The organism is Streptococcus sp. CF4-3, assembly GCF_024295385.1.
GTDB lineage: Bacteria > Bacillota > Bacilli > Lactobacillales > Streptococcaceae > Streptococcus > Streptococcus infantis_I.
In genome coordinates, this window is the sequence record NZ_JANCPN010000003.1 from 143,891 (window position 1) to 162,525 (window position 18,635).

Consider the following 18,635-nt stretch of genomic DNA (forward strand, 5'->3'; position numbering starts at 1 on the left):
TATAAACTAAGGTAAAGTTTTTGTCAAACATTTTGAAACATTAAAATTATTATGTTCGGATTTTACTCGTTATTTCACAAAAAATAGAGAGTTTATAGACTCTCTAATTTATGTTTAGTCTTAATAATACTCCCCTTGACGGTAGTCCCATGAGTTAAAGGTTTCTGACAGATGCATCATGATTTTATCGATGTCAAGTCCTTTACGAATCACAACTGGTGCTGGTGAAGTTGAACGTGCTCCACCTTGTTCTGGAATGAGCTTGCCGTCTTTATCAACCATAGACACCATCACACCTTGCTCGTAGCGAGTTTCAACTGTTTTGTCTGGCTGGATTGAAGCAACATAGTCGTCTGCTTCGATGACAAGATCCACTGCTCCTTCGATACGCTCCCCAATTCCTTCCACTTTACCACGATTTCCTTTTCCAGAAGGGTTTGCAGATGAAGCGTAGACCATTTTCCCTTCTTCCCAAAGTTTGGCAGCTAATTGTTCACCAGCTTTACCAAACTTGATGACAAAACAGCTAGTACCACGAACGTCTGTCATGAGTTCTTCACGTCCATCACCGTATGCTTTCAATTTTTCAAAAGCTTCTGGTTTCCAAGGAAGAATACAACCAAGGAGAATATCTTCGTCCCAATGTTTTTGATAGAAAGCTTCGATTTCAGGATTTAGCTGTGCTAAAGCGCATAGCTCGTCCATGCTACCACAGAGGACAACACCTGGTTTGTTACGGTTACGTTCTTTGGCTTCAAACTTACGCTCAAGTCCAGCCTTGTCACTAGTCATGATAATGTAACCGACTTTAGTAGGACAAACGATACATCCGCCCTCACCTTTTAAAATGTCGTAGCCTTCTTGTGAAAGTGTTCCGTCCCATTGAATGTGTTTTGTCATAGTTCTATTTCCTTTTCTATATTTTTTCTAATCCTGCCAGTAGGCTGGGCGTTGTTTTTCATAAGCAGCAATTAAATCTTCGTACTGCATGGTAATACCGATATCATCCAAACCATTTAAGAGCTTGTGTTTCCATTCGTTATCAATTTCGAAAGTGAATTCCCCAACTGGTGAGATGATTGTTTGTTGTTCCAAGTCAACCGTCACTTGATCAGTTGGTTGGAGCTGGGCGAGTTTTTCTCTAACTTCCCTTGGTTGAACAATTGGCAACATGCCATTATTGAGTTCATTATTGTAATGAATGTCACCGAAAGATCCTGCAATTACGACCTTAAAACCATAATCTGCTAATGCCCAAGCTGCGTGCTCCCTCGAAGAACCAGCCCCGAAGTTATCTCCCGTGATAAGGATAGTAGCCTTACGGTAGTCTGGCCGATTAAAGACAAAATCTGGATCCTCAGTGTAGTTATCATCCAGATAACGCCAAGCATACATGAGGTACTTACCAAAGCCTTTCTTGTCAATCAACTTCAGAAACTGTTTGGGAAGAATTTGGTCGGTGTCGATGTTATCATTCATGAGAGGAACGGTTGTTCCTGTATAAACTGTAAATTTCTCCATATCCTCTCCTTACTGAGCTTCTGGCATTTGCCGTACATCTACGAATCGCCCTGCGATTGCTGCCGCAGCTGCCATAGCTGGACTACAGAGATGAGTCTTAGCACCAAAGCCCTGTCGATCTTCAAAGTTACGGTTGCTAGTTGAGGCACAATGAACACCATCTGGTACTTTATCAGGATTCATCCCGAGGCACATGGAGCAGCCTGGGTCTCTCCATTCAAAACCAGCATCTAGAAAAACCTTGTCCAAGCCCAACTTCTCAGCAGCTCGCTTGACTGGTCGAGAACCAGGTACCACAATAGCTGTTAAGTTAGGGGCGATCTTCTTCCCTTCTACAAAGCGAGCCGCCAGTTGCAAATCACTAAGTCTAGCGTTGGTACAAGAACCAATAAAGACATAGCCTAGTTGGATATCTGCTGGTTTTTGACCTGGTTGCAAATCCATGTAATAATAGGCTCGTTCATCATTCATATCCTTTATTTCTGGGAAGCTAGAATCAAAGTCAACACCCATAGCAGGATTGGTTCCCCAAGTCACCATAGGAGCCAATTCTGAGACATCCAAACGAATAACCTTATCATAAACGGCATCTTCATCACTAACCAGTCTTTTCCAATCAGCTACTGCTTCATCAAAGTCCTTGGGAACACACTCTCGACCCTTCAAATAATCATAAGTCCTCTGATCTGGATTCATAATTCCCATCTTAGAGCCAAACTCGATAGACATATTGCAGATAGTCATTCGTTCTTCCATACTAAGTGCATCAATGACCTGACCTCGATACTCCACCACGTAGCCAACACCACAAGCAACACCGTATTTGGCAATCAAGGCTAGAATGAAATCTTTGGCATAAACCCCTTTTTGAGGAACTCCTGTGAATTCCACAAGCATTTTCTTGGGTTTAACCTGCCAAACGGTTTGGGTTGCAAAGACATGTTCGACCTCACTGGTTCCAATTCCGAAGGCGATAGCTCCAAAGGCACCGTGGGTAGCAGTATGGCTATCACCACAGACGATAAATTTTCCCGGTTGTGTTCTTCCTGTTTCTGGACCAACCATATGAACGATACCTTGTTTTTCTGAACCGTGGGCAGCATGTTCGATTCCAAACTCTTCAACATTTTCAGCTAACTTATCAATCTGTGCTTTGGAGATTATATCACGTATATCGTAGATATTAACTGTCGGGACATTGTGGTCAAAGGTACCAAATGTTAAATCTGGTCGTCTCAATCTACGTCCTGCATCTCGCAATCCTTGAAAAGCTTGAGGACTGGTCACCTCGTGAATATAGTGCTGATCCACATACATGAGTTGAGGTTGTCCTTCTTCTCCTGTAATCACATGGAGGTCCCATAATTTATCAAAAATCGATTTTCCTGCCATTCATTACCTCCATATCAAATACAAAGTTACTAGTGTAGTCACTATTCCTAGGAACCAAACCGTTTTAAAATACCATTTTCTAGTCTTGTGGTGAAAGGTAACACCTGCCAACCAAGCACCAAAACCACCACATAAGAAAGCAAATGATAATAAATATTTTTCCGGGATGCGCCAAGCACCTTTTCTTGCTTTGGATTTGTCAATACCATAAATCATAAATACCAATAGATTCCAAATCAAAATAGCAAAAGTAATTCCTTGATTTATCTTCATAATCTTTCAATGATGGCTTCCGTCATTTCCTTGGTCGAAGCCTGTCCTCCTATGTCTCTCGTTAAAATTCCTGCAGCTAAAGTTGCTTCAACTGCTTCTTCGATACGCTCCGCATCCTCATATCGTCCAAAACTATCTCGCAACATCATAGCAACTGATAAAATCATAGAAATGGGATTGGCGATTCCTAGGCCTGCGATATCAGGCGCCGAACCATGAATGGGTTCATAGAGACTCGGTCCATTCTCAGAGTGACTGGCTGATGGCATAACCCCAAGTGTACCAGATAGAACACTTGATTCGTCTGATAGGATATCTCCAAAAAGATTCTCTGTCACGATAACATCAAACTTGGCTGGATTGGTAATCATGAGCATGGCAGCTGAATCGACCAACTGGTGTTCCAAGGTTACGTCGGGATAATCTTTTGCGACTTCCTCAGCCACTCTGCGCCAAAGTTTTGAGGTTGCCAAAACATTTTGCTTATCAATACTGGTAAGGATTTTTCTCCGACTTCTTGCGATTTCAAAAGCCTTACGTATAATCCGTTCTACTTCCTCATAGCTATAGTCGTTGATATCTTGCGCTTTTTTCTCTTCAAGGATATGATCCCCAAAATAAATCCCACCTGTCAACTCACGTACTACAACAAAGTCAACACCAGCAATTCGTTCAGGTTTGAGAGGCGATAAGTGCTTAAGACTATCAAAAATCTTAACTGGACGAATATTGGCATAAAGATTAAGATCCTTGCGGAGTGCTAAAAGCCCTTGTTCGGGTCGAACTGTAGCATTATCATACTGAGGACTACCAATTGCAGCAAGGAGGATAGCATCCGCTTCCCTAGTAGCCTTGAGCGTTTCGTCTGGCAAAGGGTGTCCTGTGGTATCAATTCCTGCACCGCCAAAAGGTTGTCTGACTATCTCAAAGTCAAAGTCTGTTTTTTTGGCTATAGATGCTAGAACTTCTAAACCAGCTTCCATGATTTCTGGGCCAATTCCATCACCTGCTAGAGCAACAATTTTCTTTGTCATGGTATTCTCCTTTAAAGACTAGGCATGTCGCGATAGGAAACATTTGGACCTATCTCTCCGGTATTCTCTTTTTGAACAAAAGTATTTGCATTGATATAGGCAATGGCTGATGCCTTTAGTACATCAAAGTCAAGTCCTGCCGCGTTAAAGATGGTTTCTGTATCTTTGTTTTCAACAGTAACCAAAACCCTTGCCTGAGCGTCTATACCATCCGTCACCGCATCAATTGTGTAAGACACCAAGCGAACAGATTGATTGAAGAACTTGTCAATAGCATTAAAGATAGCTTCCACAGAACCTTGTCCAGTCGCATTAAAGTTGACTTTCTCACCATCCAAATTAGCCAATCTGACAGTCGCTTCAATTTCATTTTCCGCATGAGTTTGAAGTTGCAAATCATCAAAGTGAAAGCCTTCTGGGTTTTCAATCATGGTTCCAGCTACCAGAGCACGAATATCTGCGTCTGTGACTTCTTGTTTCTTATCTGCCAAGGCCTTGAACTTAGTAAAGAGTGGCTTGATATCCTCTTCTGTGAAGTCTAAGGCCAGTTCTCTCAGTTTCTCTACAAAGGCATGTCGACCAGATAATTTTCCAAGCGGAAGGCTATTGCTCTTAACACCGACCAATTCAGGGGTGATGATTTCATAAGTAAGAGGATTTTTAAGAACGCCATCTTGGTGAATACCCGATTCGTGAGAGAAGGCATTGCCACCAACAATGGCCTTATTTTTGGGAACTGGAATCCCTGAGAAGCGAGAGACCATTTCGGACGTATTAATCGTTTCGTTTAGGATTATACTTGTCTCTGCTTGGTAATAATCTTGACGAATATTGAGAGCTACCGCTATTTCTTCTAAAGCAGCATTCCCAGCTCGTTCACCGATTCCGTTAATGGTTCCTTCGACACGTCCTGCACCATTCTTTACAGCTGCAAGGCTATTTGCTACTGCCATTCCAAGGTCATCATGACAATGAGGAGAATAGATAATCTGACGATTAGTTTGGACATTGTCAATCAGATATTTAAAGATACTTCCGTATTCCTCTGGAGTTGTAAAACCTACTGTATCAGGAATATTGATATAAGTCGCACCCGCATCGACCGCAGTTTGAACGACTTGTAGGAGAAAGTCCAGCTCAGTTCTAGTAGCATCTTCTGGAGAGAATTCTACTACTTCAAACTTACTCCGTGCATAGGAAACATGTTCACTGATTGCTTCCAAAATCTCTTCCTTACTCTTATTGAGCTTATACTTACGGTGAATTGGACTGGTAGCGATAAAGACGTGAATCTGAGGATACTTTGCATCTTTAAGTGCTTCATAACAAGCGTCAATGTCTGATTTAACAGAACGAGCTAAGCCTGTCACGGCTGTTTTTTTCATAGCCTTAGCAATTTCTTGAACAGCTGTAAATGAATCTGGACTAGCAGCTGGAAAACCAGCTTCGATTGTTGAAATCCCCCATTTCTCTAGCTGTTTTGCTATAGCAACCTTTTCCTTTATTGAAAAATTGACACCTGGTGTCTGCTCACCATCTCGGAGACTGGTATCTAAAAACTCAACTACACGCATGAGAATTCTCCTTCACATTTTCGATATAGAAAAAACATCTCGCTCGGAGTTCCAAGCGAGATGTTGATTTACTCCCGCTTGGTAAGCCAAACAGGACTAATGCTTTTGCACTAGTCCGAGTACCTCAACAACAAAGCAAATTGATTAAACTTAGCTGTTTTCATGTTTGGCTTTCTCCTTTGTTTGATGTCTTGTTTAGTATTCTAGCATAGGAAAAATCACTTGTCAAGAAAAAATCCAATATTTTCTGAAAATTTCTTCAATAAAGAATATTTTGCTAATTGAAAGTATTTGAAAATTCAAATATGTTTATTTATTTCTTAGAAGTCAAAAACCAACTTCTCTCAAATAATTCAAGGACCTTTTCGTCAGTTAGAGTGTCATCGAGTGGAAGACTAATCCAATAGCGTTTATTCATATGAAAGGCTGGGTAAATTCCCAATTGTGAAAGCAAGTCAGCTACTTGGTCGTGTTTGAGGTTGACTGCTTCCACTAGCCCTTCTCTACCCTTATCTAGCCTATCCCAAGGAATTCTCATTAAAATAGCATACCACTTCTGATTATCTTCATGGCGTAAAACAGCCGTATCAGGCGATTTCTCCCATAGATATTCCAGCTGATTGCCATACTTTTCTTGAACAAACGCCATGATTCTCTTGGTCTGTGGACAGAGAAATTCCTGTACCTCAAAACAGGCCTTTCTAATATCAAAAAGTTCCTCTAGACATGCCTCTCGAACACTTCCGACAAAAGTTCCTCTCATGCTTTCCATGTGGACTTGAGGATAGAGGTCACCAGTTTCTTGGTCATAAACATGAAAACTTAAGTCCCCATCCTCAACTGTAACCATCATGAGAAAATCTCCCTGCAAGATAGTTGAACTATAGGTCCATACACCTTGATTTTCTATAAATCCATACTCTTTAGCCTTTTTACTATTAAACTGATAGGCTTTAAAAATTTCAAACATAAGCGAAAACTGCTACCAAAAGCTAGCAGTTCCTTTCTATTTTTTAAAAGACAACCTTTGTTCCATGTAATTGTGTCACGCCCAGTTGGTCAATAAAGGTTTGACGGTTGTCCATGTCAATCCCCCCACCAGGTAAAATTTCAATTTTTCCTGCAGCGTGTTCTAAAATTCTGCGGTAGTGATCAAAACGTTTCTCTAACGAGTCGCCAGATACACCAGCACGAGTCAGGATGCGTGTCACTCCAGCTTGACTAAGCCAATCAATAGCTTCTAGTTGATCTTGGTCACTTAAGTCGTCAAAAGCCATATGGAAGACAATCTCCATACCTTTAGATGCAGCAATCAACTTTTCAAGGTTATCCTTATCAAATTTCTTATCTGCTGTTAAGGCACCAAAGACGACCCCTTGGCTACCTGCTTGAGCAGTTAGACGAATATCCTCAAGCATAATAGAAATCTCGAGGTCATTGTAAACAAAGTCACCACCACGTGGACGAATCATCGTCATGATAGTCGTATTGTAGTTTGATGCAAGTTCAACAGCTGCCTTGGTTACTCCGTAGCTTGGTGTCGTTCCACCAACTGCTAAATTATCACAGAGCTCAATACGGCGAGCTCCTGCCTGCATAGCTTTTTCAAGCAAGGTCACATTTTCAGCACAAAATTCGTAAATCATTTGATACTCCTTGAAGCTTTCTTTAATATTATTATATCATATTGTTTTAAGTAACCCCTACTTTTTATCAAGGAAAATCATTACTTTTTTAGCTATTCTTTATCTGGTATTACCTTAAAGAGATAATAGGTTATAAATACTGTTAAGCAGCCTAAAGCAATTTTTACAGGTAAGAGCGGAGCAAAATAAATGGAGATGCCCATCAAAATATAAATCGATACGATAATCTTCTTCTTCCGTTCACGCGCAATAGACTTAGTTTCTCTAAAGTCCGCAACATAGGTTTGGTAGAGCTTGGTATGATAGAGCCATTTTTCAAAACGTTTAGAAGATTTTGAAAAACAAGCTATTGACAACAAGAGAAAGGGTGTTGTCGGTAATAGTGGCAAGGCAACTCCAACGATTGCCAAAGCTAGTGAAATAAATCCAATGCTAAGATAAATAATGCGCATATCTACTCCTAAGTAAGAATAATCTTCTTCTAGTTAAGCATAAAAAGATAAAATCTGTCAAGTTTAAATTAAAAAGAGCTGAAATTATCATTTCAGCCCTAATTATTTTTATTTAATCTTTTCTTCTTCGTAGTCACCATTGCTACATACAATCTGTTTCCCGCCACCACGGATTTTTTTCTCCATGAGGAAGTGACCACATTTAGGACAATCACGTCCAACAGGTTTATCCCAAGAGGTAAACTCACATTCTGGATAACGATTGCATCCATAGAAAATACGATTACGTTTGGTTTTGCGTTCGATGATTTGCCCTTGATGACAATTTGGACATGTAACACCGACTTCTTTAACAATGGCTTGCGTATGTCGACAATCTGGGAAATTGCTACATGCGTAAAACTTACCGAAGCGTCCAATCTTAATTACCATAGGACTACCACAAACTTCACAGTCAAATCCAGCTGGCTCATCCTTGATTTGAATTTTTTCCATCTCCTCTTCAGCTTTTGCAACTTCTTTAGAGAATGGTTTGTAAAATTCATCAATGACTCGTTGCCATTCCTCTTTTCCAATCTCGACATCATCCAGCTTCCCTTCCATTTCAGCGGTAAATTTCACATTTACAATGTCTGGGAAGTATTCAACAATCAGCTTGTTAACGACTTGACCTAGATCAGTTGGTTCAAAGCGTTTAGATGCTAGTCTTACATAGTAACGTTTTTGGATTGTTTCAATGGTTGGAGCATAGGTAGATGGGCGTCCAACTCCGTTTTCTTCCAAGGTCTTAATCAAAGTAGCCTCAGAATAACGTGCCGGTGGTTGTGTGAAATGTTGTTCAGGTTTGCTATTAACCTGTTTGACCACATCTCCTACTTCCATATCAGGCAGCATCTTATTTTTATCAGAATCGTTGTAAATGGCTAAATAACCATCAAACTTAACCTGACTACCATTAGCCGCGAATTGAACACCATTTTGCGAAAGTTTAACAGCCATGGTATCAAAAATTGCACCAGTCATTTGACTCGCTACAAAGCGGTTCCAGATAAGGGTATAAAGTTTTAGCTGGTCTTTATCCAAATACTTAGCAATTTTCTCAGGTGTATTAAAGACACTTGAAGGACGAATAGCTTCGTGGGCGTCTTGAGCGCCAGAGGCATTTTTCACCTTGCTACCATGTTTAGAATACTTACTACCAAAACGTTCATTGATGTAGCTAGCAGCTTCATTCTGAGCAACTGGACTGATACGAGTAGAATCCGTACGCATATAGGTGATCAAACCTTGGACACCTGTACCAATATTGATTCCTTCATAAAGTTGCTGAGCAACCATCATAGTCTTTCGAGTACGGAAGTTAATCTTGTTAGCAGCATCCATCTGCATAGAAGACGTTGTATATGGAAGAGGGGCATTTCGCTTTCTTTCCTTTTTATCTACTTGATCAACTGTAAAATCCTTGCTGTTCAAATGAGATAAAACTTTTTTGACTTCATCATTGGTAGTCAACTTCATCTTCTTGCCATTCATTCCATAAAAAGAAGCTTGGAATTGCTTGGTTCCCTTTTTGAAGGTACCATCAATAGTCCAATACTCTTCTGGTTGAAACGCATTAATCTCATTTTCACGATCAATGATTAGCTTAAGAGCAACAGACTGAACACGTCCTGCTGATAAGCCTTTTTTAACCTTTTTCCAAAGAATTGGTGAAATTGAATATCCCACTAAACGGTCCAAAACACGACGGGCTTGTTGGGCATCTACCAAATCCATATTGATTTTACGAGGTTCTTTAAAGGCATTTTTTACTGCATCTTTGGTAATCTCGTTGAAAACAACACGGTTGGTATCATTCTCGTCTAAATCCAAAATATGCGCTAAATGCCATGAAATAGCCTCCCCTTCCCGGTCCGGGTCACTTGCAAGAAAGACTTTATCAGCTTTCTTAGCTTCTTTTTTCAAATCATTGATGAGAGGACCTTTCCCACGAATATTGATATATTGCGGTTCGTAATTATTTTCCACGTCAACTGACATACTTGATTTTTTCAAATCACGAATATGTCCTACGCTGGCTAAAACCTTATAATTACGTCCTAGATATTTTTCAATCGTTTTCGCCTTAGCAGGCGACTCTACGATTACAAGATTTTTTTTACTTGTTGATTTTTTCTTTTTGGTTGCCGTTACCACAGTATCACACCTTCTCAAAGTAATTAAACTTTATAAAGTGTAAACCATTTTTAAAAACCTGTCAAGACATAACACCCATATAATAGAAGAAAAGTTTGCTAAATGAAATCATTTCATTTATTAAAATTCAAATTCTGCTAGTATATCCTGCCCACATGTTGCCAACTTTGCTCCTTCTTGGATTAAATGATGACAGCCGTCTGAGCGTCCATCTAAAATGGAACCTGGAATCGCAAAGACATCTCTACCTTCCTCCATAGCACGCTCGCAAGTGATTAAGCTACCAGATCTCATTTTAGCTTCTGCAACGATAACTCCTCGACATAATCCTGCAATAATGCGATTTCTGGCAGGAAAGTGAAATTTCAATGGTTCTTCTCCTGGACCGTACTCACTTAGTATTAAATGATTGTCTCCAATATATTCTTGAAGGCGTTTATTGGAGCGTGGATAATAGACATCTAAACCAGTCCCAATAATGCCAATCGTTTTGCCACTAGTTTGAAGAATTGACATATGGGCTGCTGTGTCGATTCCTCTAGCAAGTCCGCTTACCACAACTAATTCATTCTCCAGTTCTTCGATGACTTTCCGGACTGATTTGGTTCCGATTTGACTACAAGAGCGACTCCCTACAACTGCTATCTTTGGTAATTTTAAGAGATTTAAATCTCCTTTATAAAAAAGCAATACAGGTGCATCGTAAATTTCACTAAGCGAAATGGGATAAACATCATCCAGAATCGAAAATGATGGGAACTTTTCAAAATCTTTCTTTAAACGTTCCATGCTTTCAAAAGTCAGTTTATGATATCGCTCCATAAAAACTACTGGATTACGACACTCTGAGGCTTCAGCAATTGTCTCTAAACTCAATTCCTGATCATAAATTTCTCCATATTGAAGTACTTTCAGAACCTGCTGATTACTCAAACCTGCTTGCTTTAACTTATAAATCTCGAAATTATCAATCTTAATTTTCATGATCAACTCCTTTTTCTCTCTATTTATCTATTCGTAGAAAAAGAAAAAAACTCCCAACAATTTTACTTGTTAGGAAGTTTCTATTTATCTTTGTTATGTTAGTAATCAGGTCGAAGAACTCCAGTAACAGTCGCTTTAGTTGCTTCGTAGTCTCCGTCAATAACAACCTTGATAATGCGTTTAGCATCCTCTTCAGGCGCAGGAACCAATGGGAGGCGCGTTGGACCAGCTTCAAATCCCATATAGTTAAGGACTGCCTTAACAGGTGCAGGACTTGGGTATGAGAAGAGAGCATTAACTTTGGGAATAAACTTGCGTTGAATAGCTGCCGCTTTCTTCATATCACTTTCTTCAATCGCAGTGAACATTTCATGCATTTCATCACCATTGGTATGAGAAGCAACAGAGATAACCCCGTCAGCACCCAAGTTCATAGCATGGAAGGCATCCCCATCTTCACCAGTGTAGATCAAGAATTCTTCAGGTTTGTGCTCAATCAAATAGGCCATATTTGCAAGGCTAGTACATTCCTTAACACCAATGATATTTGGATGTTCCGCTAAGCGAAGCATAGTTTCTGGTGTCAACTCTACTACTACACGACCTGGAATATTATAGATAATAATTGGCAAATCAGAGGCATCTGCAATAGCTTTAAAGTGTTGGTACATACCTTCTTGAGATGGTTTATTGTAGTAAGGAACAATCGCAAGACCAGCCGCAAAACCACCAAACTCCGCTACTTCTTTGACGAACTCAATAGAGTCGCGTGTATCATTAGTACCAACACCAGCGATTAAAGGAACACGTCCATTAACAACCTTCTGAACAGCTGCAAACAACTGTAACTCCTCATCGTGAGTAAGAGTCGGACTCTCAGCAGTTGTCCCCGCCAAGAGAATTCCGTCTGTATGATGTGCCAATAAATGTTCAATCAACTTTGGAATAGCATCGAAATTTATGGAGCCATCTTCATGAAAAGGAGTAATAAAAGCAGTGATAATTTTACAATCTTTTAAATCTTGATAAGACATAGAAAAAACCTTTCTCTATATAAGAAAGAGGCTGGGGCTTACTTGCCTTTGCCTCCTGTTCTGTACATAAAATAAGTAGATTCGCTAGATAGCGAAGAAGAAATCAAACTCTTCGAGTTACTGATTTCTGTTTTGCTCCCTATTTCAATTCAAACTTCAACTCAGCTGTTGGGTGTACTAGACCACGTTCATGAAGGGTTTCTGCAATTTGAACTGAGTTCCAAGCAGCACCCTTGAGAAGGTTATCAGAAACAACCCACATGTGGATCCCTTTTTCAGCATCCAAGTCTTTCCGGATACGTCCGACAAATGTATCACGTGAACCAACCGCATTGATAGCTTGAGGATAGATTTGGTGAGCCACATCGTCTTCAAGAACTGCACCTGGAAAGGCAGCAATCGCAGCTTTGACTTCATCGATTGGAGCCACTTCTTTTGTTTCAATGTAAACAGACTCAGAGTGAGCTGACAAGACAGGAATACGCACGCAAGTTGCTGAAACGGCAATGCTATCGTCTTCCATGATTTTCTTAGTTTCGTTTGTCATCTTCATTTCTTCATAAGTATAGTCATTATCAGTGAAGACATCAATTTGAGGAAGGGCATTAAAAGCAATTGGATAGTGTTTCTTATCGCCACCTGATGGCAAGATTTCCGCATGCAAATCACGTGGATTTACACCATCATTCAATACTTCACGCAATTCACGTTGTGTCTCAAGAATGGCTCCCATACCTGCACCTGAAACAGCTTGATAAGTTGAAACGATGATACGGTCTAAGCCCCATTTTTGACGAACTGGTTCAAGAGCTACCATCATTTGAATAGTTGAACAGTTAGGACATGAAATGATCCCGTTGTGAGCATCAAGAGCATGGGCGTTTACTTCAGGAACAACCAATGGCACATCTGGATTTTGACGGAAATAAGAAGTGTTATCTACTACTACTGCCCCAGCTTTAACAGCATAAGGTGCGTATTTTGCAGAAGTTGAACCACCAGCTGAGAAGAGAGCGATATCAACTCCTTCAAAAGCTTCTTCTGTTGTTTCTTCAATAGTCACATCTTGGCCCTTGAATTGCAAGACCTTTCCTGCAGATCGTGCAGAAGCAAGGTAGCGAATCTTATCAATTGGAAGAGTTGATTCTTCCAACATTTTGATCATTTGAGCACCAACGGCACCTGTAGCACCAACAACAGCAACTGTATATCCCATAACAAACCTCTTTTGGAATTTTCTAAAAATTTCTATAATAGAAACATTATACTACTTTTTACAAAAATTGAAAAGTCTTTACCTTATCTATTTTCTGAAATTGACAAGAAAAGGCGGTGGGACAGAAATCGATAGACAAAGTCTCGATTTCGTAGTCCCAGCCCCGCGAGGATGATTAGGAGCTTTTTGGAGTCTAAAAGACGAACAAAAAGTTCAATCAGCTACCGCGTCAAAGTTTGATTGCTAATAAAAAATGAGGTCGGGCTCTTTTGTCCCAACCTCTTCTACTATTCATAAAATTGTTTATATGGTTTAGTAAATGATTGCAATATTTCTGGAGAAGCTTCTAAATAGTCTTTAACTTCCTTCAAATTTGCTTTAACAATTATCCGTTCTGTAGCGTTAGCATCTTCACAGGTTACCAAAGTCAGCTCGTCAATCCCTTCTCTGTCTTCAATAACATCGATGCGATCTGGAGTTACCTTATTAACTTCTACTATTTCATATTTATAAACTTTTTCTTTATCTGTTAGATAAATGAACATTCCATTAGTAGCACGTGCTAAGGGTGAAAATAGCTTCTGATCTGCATCTTTACCAGTAAAAATCCGGTGACTTGCCAATGAATAATTTCCCTGCCCCATAACCTGATTAGCTTTCATCGTTCCAGCACCATAGAACAGGTTCACATTATCCAGCCCCTTAAAAATAGGCAAATTCATTTCAAGTTCTGGAATAGAAATACCCCCAATCACTGGAAGTTGTTGGGAATTCCACTGAGCTGAAAGTACTGCCTCTGAAGATAAGGATTTTACAGAGTCAAAATCAAAATTTCCAGTAGCAGTTTTATTTTCCTCAATTTCCTCTTTTGAAACCTGACTTACTTGATATTTATTGGTATTCCAAATCATAATTACATCACGTATCTTCGAATTAAAAATCAAAGCTAGAGACAAAAGGATTAGAAATCCAGCCAAAATATTAATCAGTAGATTCTTACGCTTATTTTTTTTACTTTTTATTCTTTTTTGAGACATTATTCTTCACTTTCTGTTTCGTTTTCTGCCCCAACTTCTTCTTTCTCAGCTGCCGCAACTGTTGTAAAGGTTACAATCTTAGCATTCTCATCTAGACGCATAACTTTTACTCCCATAGTTGAACGTCCAGTTTGTGAAATATTGGCAACATTTGTTCGAATCATGACACCGGTATCTGTGATAACCATCAAATCTTCGTTACCTTTTACTGTTAGAAGACCTGCAAGATGACCATTCTTATCTGTAATATTAGCGGTTTTCATACCTTTACCAGCACGACCTTTAGTTGGATATTCAGTGGCAACTGTACGCTTACCATATCCTTTTTCGGTGATAATGAGGACCTCATCTTGGTCAGTAATTACTCTAGCTCCAACTACAGCATCTCCTTCACGAAGATTTACCCCTTTAACACCAGTAGCACTACGACTCATGCTACGAACAGTAGACTGGTTGAAACGAACTGCATAACCTAATTTAGTACCGATAATGATGTCAGTATCTTCTTGAGTAAGAAGAACATTAATCAATTCGTCCTCATCTTTCAAATTCAAGGCTTTTAGACCGTTTTGACGAATGTTGGCAAATTCTTTAACGCTAGTTCTCTTGACAATACCTGCTCGAGTCGTAAAGAAGATGTATGCATCATCACTACGTTCTGATTCGACATTAATGATAGTTTGGATGCTTTCTCCCTCATCCAGTTTCAAGAGGTTAACTACAGGCAATCCCTTTGCTGTACGACCATATTCTGGGATTTCATAACCTTTCAAACGATAGACACGACCTTTGTTGGTAAAGAAGAGCAAGTGATCATGGGTGCTAGTAGAAACCAATTCACGCACAAAGTCATCGTCCTTAACTCCAGTTCCCTGTATGCCACGTCCACCACGTTTTTGAGCTGTGAACTCATCTTGGTCCAAACGTTTGATATAACCTTTATTTGATAAAGTGATGAGAACATCAGACTCTTCAATCAAGTCTTCATCTTCAAGTGTCAAGACTTCTCCGACCATCAACTCAGTACGGCGTTTATCTCCAAACTTCCGTTTGACTTCATCCAATTCTTCTTTGATAATTTGTACAACACGTTCTGGCTTAGCAAGAATATCTGCTAAATCAGCAATCAAAGCAATAAGGTCATCATATTCAGATTGTATCTTATCACGTTCCAAACCTGTCAAACGACGAAGACGCATGTCAAGAATTGCTTGACTTTGACGTTCAGAAAGCTTGAATTTGCTCATCAATTCTGATTGAGCTTCTTCATCAGTCTCACTGGCACGGATGATACGAATGACTTCATCAATATGATCTAGTGCAATCAACAATCCTTCTAAGATATGCGCGCGTGCCTCAGCTTTTTCTTTATCAAATTGAGTGCGACGAGTCACAACTTCTTTTTGGTGCTCAATGTATGCATCCAAGATTTGGCGAAGCGATAAAATCTTTGGAACACCATTTTGGATAGCAAGCATGTTAAAACCAAAGCTAGTCTGCATCTGAGTCATCTTGAATAAGTTGTTCAAAATAACATTAGCTGATGCGTCGCGTCTAACTTCAATAACAAAGCGAACACCTTCACGGTTAGATTCATCACGAACAGCTGTAATTCCTTCAATACGTTTCTCTTGAACCAGACGCACAATATGTTCATGTACTTTGGTTTTGTTGACCATATATGGGAATTCAGTAACAACGATACGTTCACGACCAGTTTTTGTTTCCTCGATTTCTGTTCGAGAACGAAGAACAATAGATCCCTTACCTGTCTCGTATGCTTTATGAATACCTGATTTCCCCATAACTAGGGCACCGGTTGGAAAATCTGGACCAGGCAAAACTTCCATCAAATCTTTAGTTGTAACTTCAGGATTATCCATGACGAGTTTAACAGCATCAATGGTTTCACCTAAATTATGAGGTGGAATATTGGTCGCCATACCAACGGCGATACCTGTAGCACCATTTACCAATAGATTTGGGAAACGAGCTGGTAAAACTACCGGTTCGCGCTCATTGGCATCATAGTTATCAACAAAATCAACGGTATTTTTATTGATATCACGAAGCATTTCAAGGGCAATCTTGCTCATACGAGCTTCGGTATAACGTTGCGCGGCAGCACCATCACCATCCATGGAACCAAAGTTTCCATGTCCATCTACAAGCATGTAGCGATAACTCCACCATTGTGCCATACGGACCATAGCCTCGTAAATAGATGAATCACCGTGTGGGTGGTATTTACCCATTACGTCCCCTGTAATACGGGCAGATTTTTTATGAGGTTTATCAGGCGTAACTCCTAATTCGTTCATTCCGTACAAAATACGACGATGAACAGGTTTCAACCCATCACGAACATCAGGAAGAGCACGCGATACGATTACACTCATGGCGTAGTCGATAAAGCTAGTCTTCATCTCCTTGGTCAGATTGACATTCACTAAATTTTTATCTTGCATTAACAAATGCCTCGTTTCACTATTAGTAATTACATATATTATACCATAGTTTGGACTATTTTACAGTCTAACAACACGTGTAAAACGTTTACATATTTATCCCGAAGGTATATCCGTGACAAAGCCTAGCAAAAGTGATAGAATGAAATCAAATGGGGTTCCCCCTTAATAAAATAAAGGAGATGTTTAGACAAATGACAGCAACTAAACAACACAAAAAAGTTATCCTCGTCGGTGACGGTGCCGTAGGTTCATCTTACGCTTTTGCCCTCGTAACACAAGGAATTGCACAAGAACTTGGTATCATTGAAATTCCTCAATTATTTGAAAAAGCAGTTGGTGATGCCGAAGACCTTAGCCACGCGCTAGCTTTTACTTCACCTAAAAAAATCTATGCAGCTAAGTACGAAGACTGTGCGGATGCAGACCTTGTAGTTATCACTGCCGGTGCTCCACAAAAACCAGGTGAAACTCGTCTTGACCTTGTTGGTAAAAACCTTGCTATCAACAAATCAATCGTTGAACAAGTTGTTGCGTCTGGTTTTGACGGTATCTTCCTTGTTGCTGCTAACCCAGTTGACATTTTAACTTACTCAACTTGGAAATTCTCAGGATTCCCTAAAGAACGTGTTATCGGTTCAGGTACTTCACTTGACTCAGCTCGTTTCCGTCAAGCACTTGCTGAAACTATCGGTGTTGATGCTCGTTCAGTTCACGCCTACATCATGGGTGAGCACGGTGACTCTGAATTTGCAGTTTGGTCACACGCTAACGTTGCCGGTGTTAAATTGGAACAATGGTTACAAGCTAACCGTGACTTGAATGAAGCGGATCTTGTTGAACTCTTCATCTCAGTTCGTGACGCTGCTTACTCAATCATCAACAAAAAAGGTGCTACATACTACGGTATCGCAGTTGCTCTTGCTCGTATCACAAAAGCTATCCTTGATGATGAAAATGCGGTTCTTCCACTTTCAGTCTTCCAAGAAGGACAATACGGAGTTGAAAACGTCTTTATCGGTCAACCAGCTATCGTTGGTGCGCATGGTATCGTTCGCCCAGTTAACATCCCATTGAACGATGCTGAAACTCAAAAAATGCAACTTTCTGCTCGTGAATTGCAAGAAATTATTGACGAAGCATGGAAAAACCCAGAATTCCAAGCTGCTTCTAAAAACTAATTCAATTTAATTTTAAAAAAAAGAAATGTCTAGACAAAACAGTCTAGACATTTTTTATAACGTTAATCCATTTGTGCAAAAGCTGCTTCAGCTTCTGCATTGCTAATTGCACCTAACTGAATCTTAGCAATTTTACCATTTGAATCAATTAGGTATTCAGTTGGGATACTTCGAATCTGATAGGCTTGGAAGGTAGTTCCCTTAGTGTCATATAAGACAGGTATATCCTTATAGCCCTGCTCCTCAAACCATTTTGGAAATTGGTCGATCGTTTTTTCGCCTTGAAGGCCGGGTGCAATAACAGATAATATTTCAAAATCACGATCTTCTTTTGCAGCAAGTTCCATTAATTCAGGCATACTTTTTTTACAAGGTCCGCACCAAGAAGCCCAAAATTTAAGATAAACTTTCTTTCCTTTATAATCTGATAATTTCACTTCTTTTCCATCCATAGATTGGAGCGTGAAATCCGGTGCTTCTGCTCCTACAGCTATTTGCTTAACCGTTGCTTGCTGCTGTGCTTGAGTCGTTTGATTTTCCTGACTTGGTTCCTTCTCTTCCTTGCCACAAGCAATCAAAAGAAAGATAGATAAGAAACTAAGTCCAAAATAGATTGTTTTTTTCATA

The 18,635-nt window shown here is 39.8% G+C and carries 17 protein-coding genes; 1 reads left to right on the top strand and 16 read right to left on the bottom strand.

Translation table 11 applies throughout. The annotated features are described in order from the left end of the window. Nucleotides 1-120: 120 nt before the first annotated feature. The 15 genes from NML75_RS03735 to gyrA form a co-directional block, all read right to left on the bottom strand. A complete protein-coding gene (locus tag NML75_RS03735; RefSeq protein ID WP_070677323.1) occupies nt 121-900 on the bottom strand; it encodes an L-threonylcarbamoyladenylate synthase in 780 nt (259 codons plus the stop codon). A 27-nt stretch (nt 901-927) separates the two neighbouring features. Continuing rightward, nucleotides 928-1,521 (bottom strand): 3-isopropylmalate dehydratase small subunit, encoded by a 594-nt coding sequence (gene leuD, locus NML75_RS03740; protein WP_070677321.1) that lies wholly within the window; start codon nt 1,519-1,521, stop codon nt 928-930. 9 nt (nt 1,522-1,530) lie between these two features. Then, entirely contained in the window at nt 1,531-2,913 is a 1,383-nt protein-coding gene (gene leuC / locus NML75_RS03745) for a 3-isopropylmalate dehydratase large subunit (RefSeq protein ID WP_254804081.1), read from the bottom strand. A 3-nt stretch (nt 2,914-2,916) separates the two neighbouring features. Then, nucleotides 2,917-3,186: a DUF1294 domain-containing protein gene (locus NML75_RS03750; protein ID WP_254804082.1), complete on the bottom strand. Its 270-nt coding sequence runs from the start codon at nt 3,184-3,186 to the stop codon at nt 2,917-2,919. Then, nucleotides 3,183-4,220, bottom strand: coding sequence for a 3-isopropylmalate dehydrogenase (leuB, locus tag NML75_RS03755; RefSeq protein WP_254804083.1), 1,038 nt, complete (start codon nt 4,218-4,220; stop codon nt 3,183-3,185). The genes NML75_RS03750 and leuB overlap by 4 nt, the downstream gene beginning before the upstream one ends. Before the next feature lie 11 nt (nt 4,221-4,231). Continuing rightward, entirely contained in the window at nt 4,232-5,794 is a 1,563-nt protein-coding gene (locus tag NML75_RS03760) for a 2-isopropylmalate synthase (protein WP_254804084.1), read from the bottom strand. Nucleotides 5,795-6,107: 313 nt separating this feature from the next. After that, entirely contained in the window at nt 6,108-6,764 is a 657-nt protein-coding gene (locus NML75_RS03765) for an MmcQ/YjbR family DNA-binding protein (RefSeq protein ID WP_254804085.1), read from the bottom strand. Between the two features lie 43 nt (nt 6,765-6,807). Beyond that, complete coding sequence (locus NML75_RS03770; RefSeq protein ID WP_254804086.1) at nt 6,808-7,440, bottom strand: copper homeostasis protein CutC; 633 nt, start codon at nt 7,438-7,440, stop codon at nt 6,808-6,810. Between the two features lie 92 nt (nt 7,441-7,532). Further along, on the bottom strand, nt 7,533-7,892 hold the full coding sequence (locus NML75_RS03775; protein ID WP_036757599.1) for a YbaN family protein: 360 nt from the start codon (nt 7,890-7,892) through the stop codon (nt 7,533-7,535). A gap of 108 nt (nt 7,893-8,000) precedes the next feature. Beyond that, nucleotides 8,001-10,088, bottom strand: a complete 2,088-nt coding sequence (topA, locus tag NML75_RS03780) for a type I DNA topoisomerase (RefSeq protein WP_247921455.1) — start codon at nt 10,086-10,088, stop codon at nt 8,001-8,003. 120 nt (nt 10,089-10,208) lie between these two features. After that, entirely contained in the window at nt 10,209-11,072 is an 864-nt protein-coding gene (gene dprA, locus NML75_RS03785; RefSeq protein ID WP_254804154.1) for a DNA-processing protein DprA, read from the bottom strand. Between the two features lie 98 nt (nt 11,073-11,170). After that, entirely contained in the window at nt 11,171-12,106 is a 936-nt protein-coding gene (dapA, locus tag NML75_RS03790) for a 4-hydroxy-tetrahydrodipicolinate synthase (RefSeq protein WP_254804087.1), read from the bottom strand. 139 nt (nt 12,107-12,245) lie between these two features. Further along, a complete protein-coding gene (locus NML75_RS03795; protein ID WP_254804088.1) occupies nt 12,246-13,322 on the bottom strand; it encodes an aspartate-semialdehyde dehydrogenase in 1,077 nt (358 codons plus the stop codon). Nucleotides 13,323-13,609: 287 nt separating this feature from the next. Further along, a complete protein-coding gene (locus NML75_RS03800; RefSeq protein ID WP_254804089.1) occupies nt 13,610-14,359 on the bottom strand; it encodes a class A sortase in 750 nt (249 codons plus the stop codon). Then, nucleotides 14,359-16,827: a DNA gyrase subunit A gene (gene gyrA, locus NML75_RS03805; RefSeq protein ID WP_254804090.1), complete on the bottom strand. Its 2,469-nt coding sequence runs from the start codon at nt 16,825-16,827 to the stop codon at nt 14,359-14,361. The genes NML75_RS03800 and gyrA overlap by 1 nt, the downstream gene beginning before the upstream one ends. Nucleotides 16,828-17,021: 194 nt before the next feature. Between gyrA and NML75_RS03810 the strand changes: the two genes are divergently transcribed. After that, nucleotides 17,022-18,008 (top strand): L-lactate dehydrogenase, encoded by a 987-nt coding sequence (locus tag NML75_RS03810; RefSeq protein ID WP_004253416.1) that lies wholly within the window; start codon nt 17,022-17,024, stop codon nt 18,006-18,008. Between the two features lie 62 nt (nt 18,009-18,070). Here the strand turns inward: NML75_RS03810 and sdbB are convergent, their stop codons facing one another. Then, nucleotides 18,071-18,634 (bottom strand): thiol-disulfide oxidoreductase-associated lipoprotein SdbB, encoded by a 564-nt coding sequence (gene sdbB, locus NML75_RS03815; RefSeq protein WP_070677279.1) that lies wholly within the window; start codon nt 18,632-18,634, stop codon nt 18,071-18,073. Nucleotide 18,635 lies beyond the last annotated feature (1 nt).

Bases quoted from the DNA above. Each gene is read 5' to 3' on its own strand.
- NML75_RS03735 (WP_070677323.1), bottom strand. From the start codon at position 900: ATGACAAAACACATTCAATGGGACGGAACACTTTCACAAGAAGGCTAC.
- leuD (WP_070677321.1), bottom strand. From the start codon at position 1,521: ATGGAGAAATTTACAGTTTATACAGGAACAACCGTTCCTCTCATGAAT.
- leuC (WP_254804081.1), bottom strand. From the start codon at position 2,913: ATGGCAGGAAAATCGATTTTTGATAAATTATGGGACCTCCATGTGATT.
- NML75_RS03750 (WP_254804082.1), bottom strand. From the start codon at position 3,186: ATGAAGATAAATCAAGGAATTACTTTTGCTATTTTGATTTGGAATCTA.
- leuB (WP_254804083.1), bottom strand. From the start codon at position 4,220: ATGACAAAGAAAATTGTTGCTCTAGCAGGTGATGGAATTGGCCCAGAA.
- NML75_RS03760 (WP_254804084.1), bottom strand. From the start codon at position 5,794: ATGCGTGTAGTTGAGTTTTTAGATACCAGTCTCCGAGATGGTGAGCAG.
- NML75_RS03765 (WP_254804085.1), bottom strand. From the start codon at position 6,764: ATGTTTGAAATTTTTAAAGCCTATCAGTTTAATAGTAAAAAGGCTAAA.
- NML75_RS03770 (WP_254804086.1), bottom strand. From the start codon at position 7,440: ATGATTTACGAATTTTGTGCTGAAAATGTGACCTTGCTTGAAAAAGCT.
- NML75_RS03775 (WP_036757599.1), bottom strand. From the start codon at position 7,892: ATGCGCATTATTTATCTTAGCATTGGATTTATTTCACTAGCTTTGGCA.
- dprA (WP_254804154.1), bottom strand. From the start codon at position 11,072: ATGAAAATTAAGATTGATAATTTCGAGATTTATAAGTTAAAGCAAGCA.
- dapA (WP_254804087.1), bottom strand. From the start codon at position 12,106: ATGTCTTATCAAGATTTAAAAGATTGTAAAATTATCACTGCTTTTATT.
- NML75_RS03795 (WP_254804088.1), bottom strand. From the start codon at position 13,322: ATGGGATATACAGTTGCTGTTGTTGGTGCTACAGGTGCCGTTGGTGCT.
- NML75_RS03800 (WP_254804089.1), bottom strand. From the start codon at position 14,359: ATGTCTCAAAAAAGAATAAAAAGTAAAAAAAATAAGCGTAAGAATCTA.
- gyrA (WP_254804090.1), bottom strand. From the start codon at position 16,827: ATGCAAGATAAAAATTTAGTGAATGTCAATCTGACCAAGGAGATGAAG.
- NML75_RS03810 (WP_004253416.1), top strand. From the start codon at position 17,022: ATGACAGCAACTAAACAACACAAAAAAGTTATCCTCGTCGGTGACGGT.
- sdbB (WP_070677279.1), bottom strand. From the start codon at position 18,634: ATGAAAAAAACAATCTATTTTGGACTTAGTTTCTTATCTATCTTTCTT.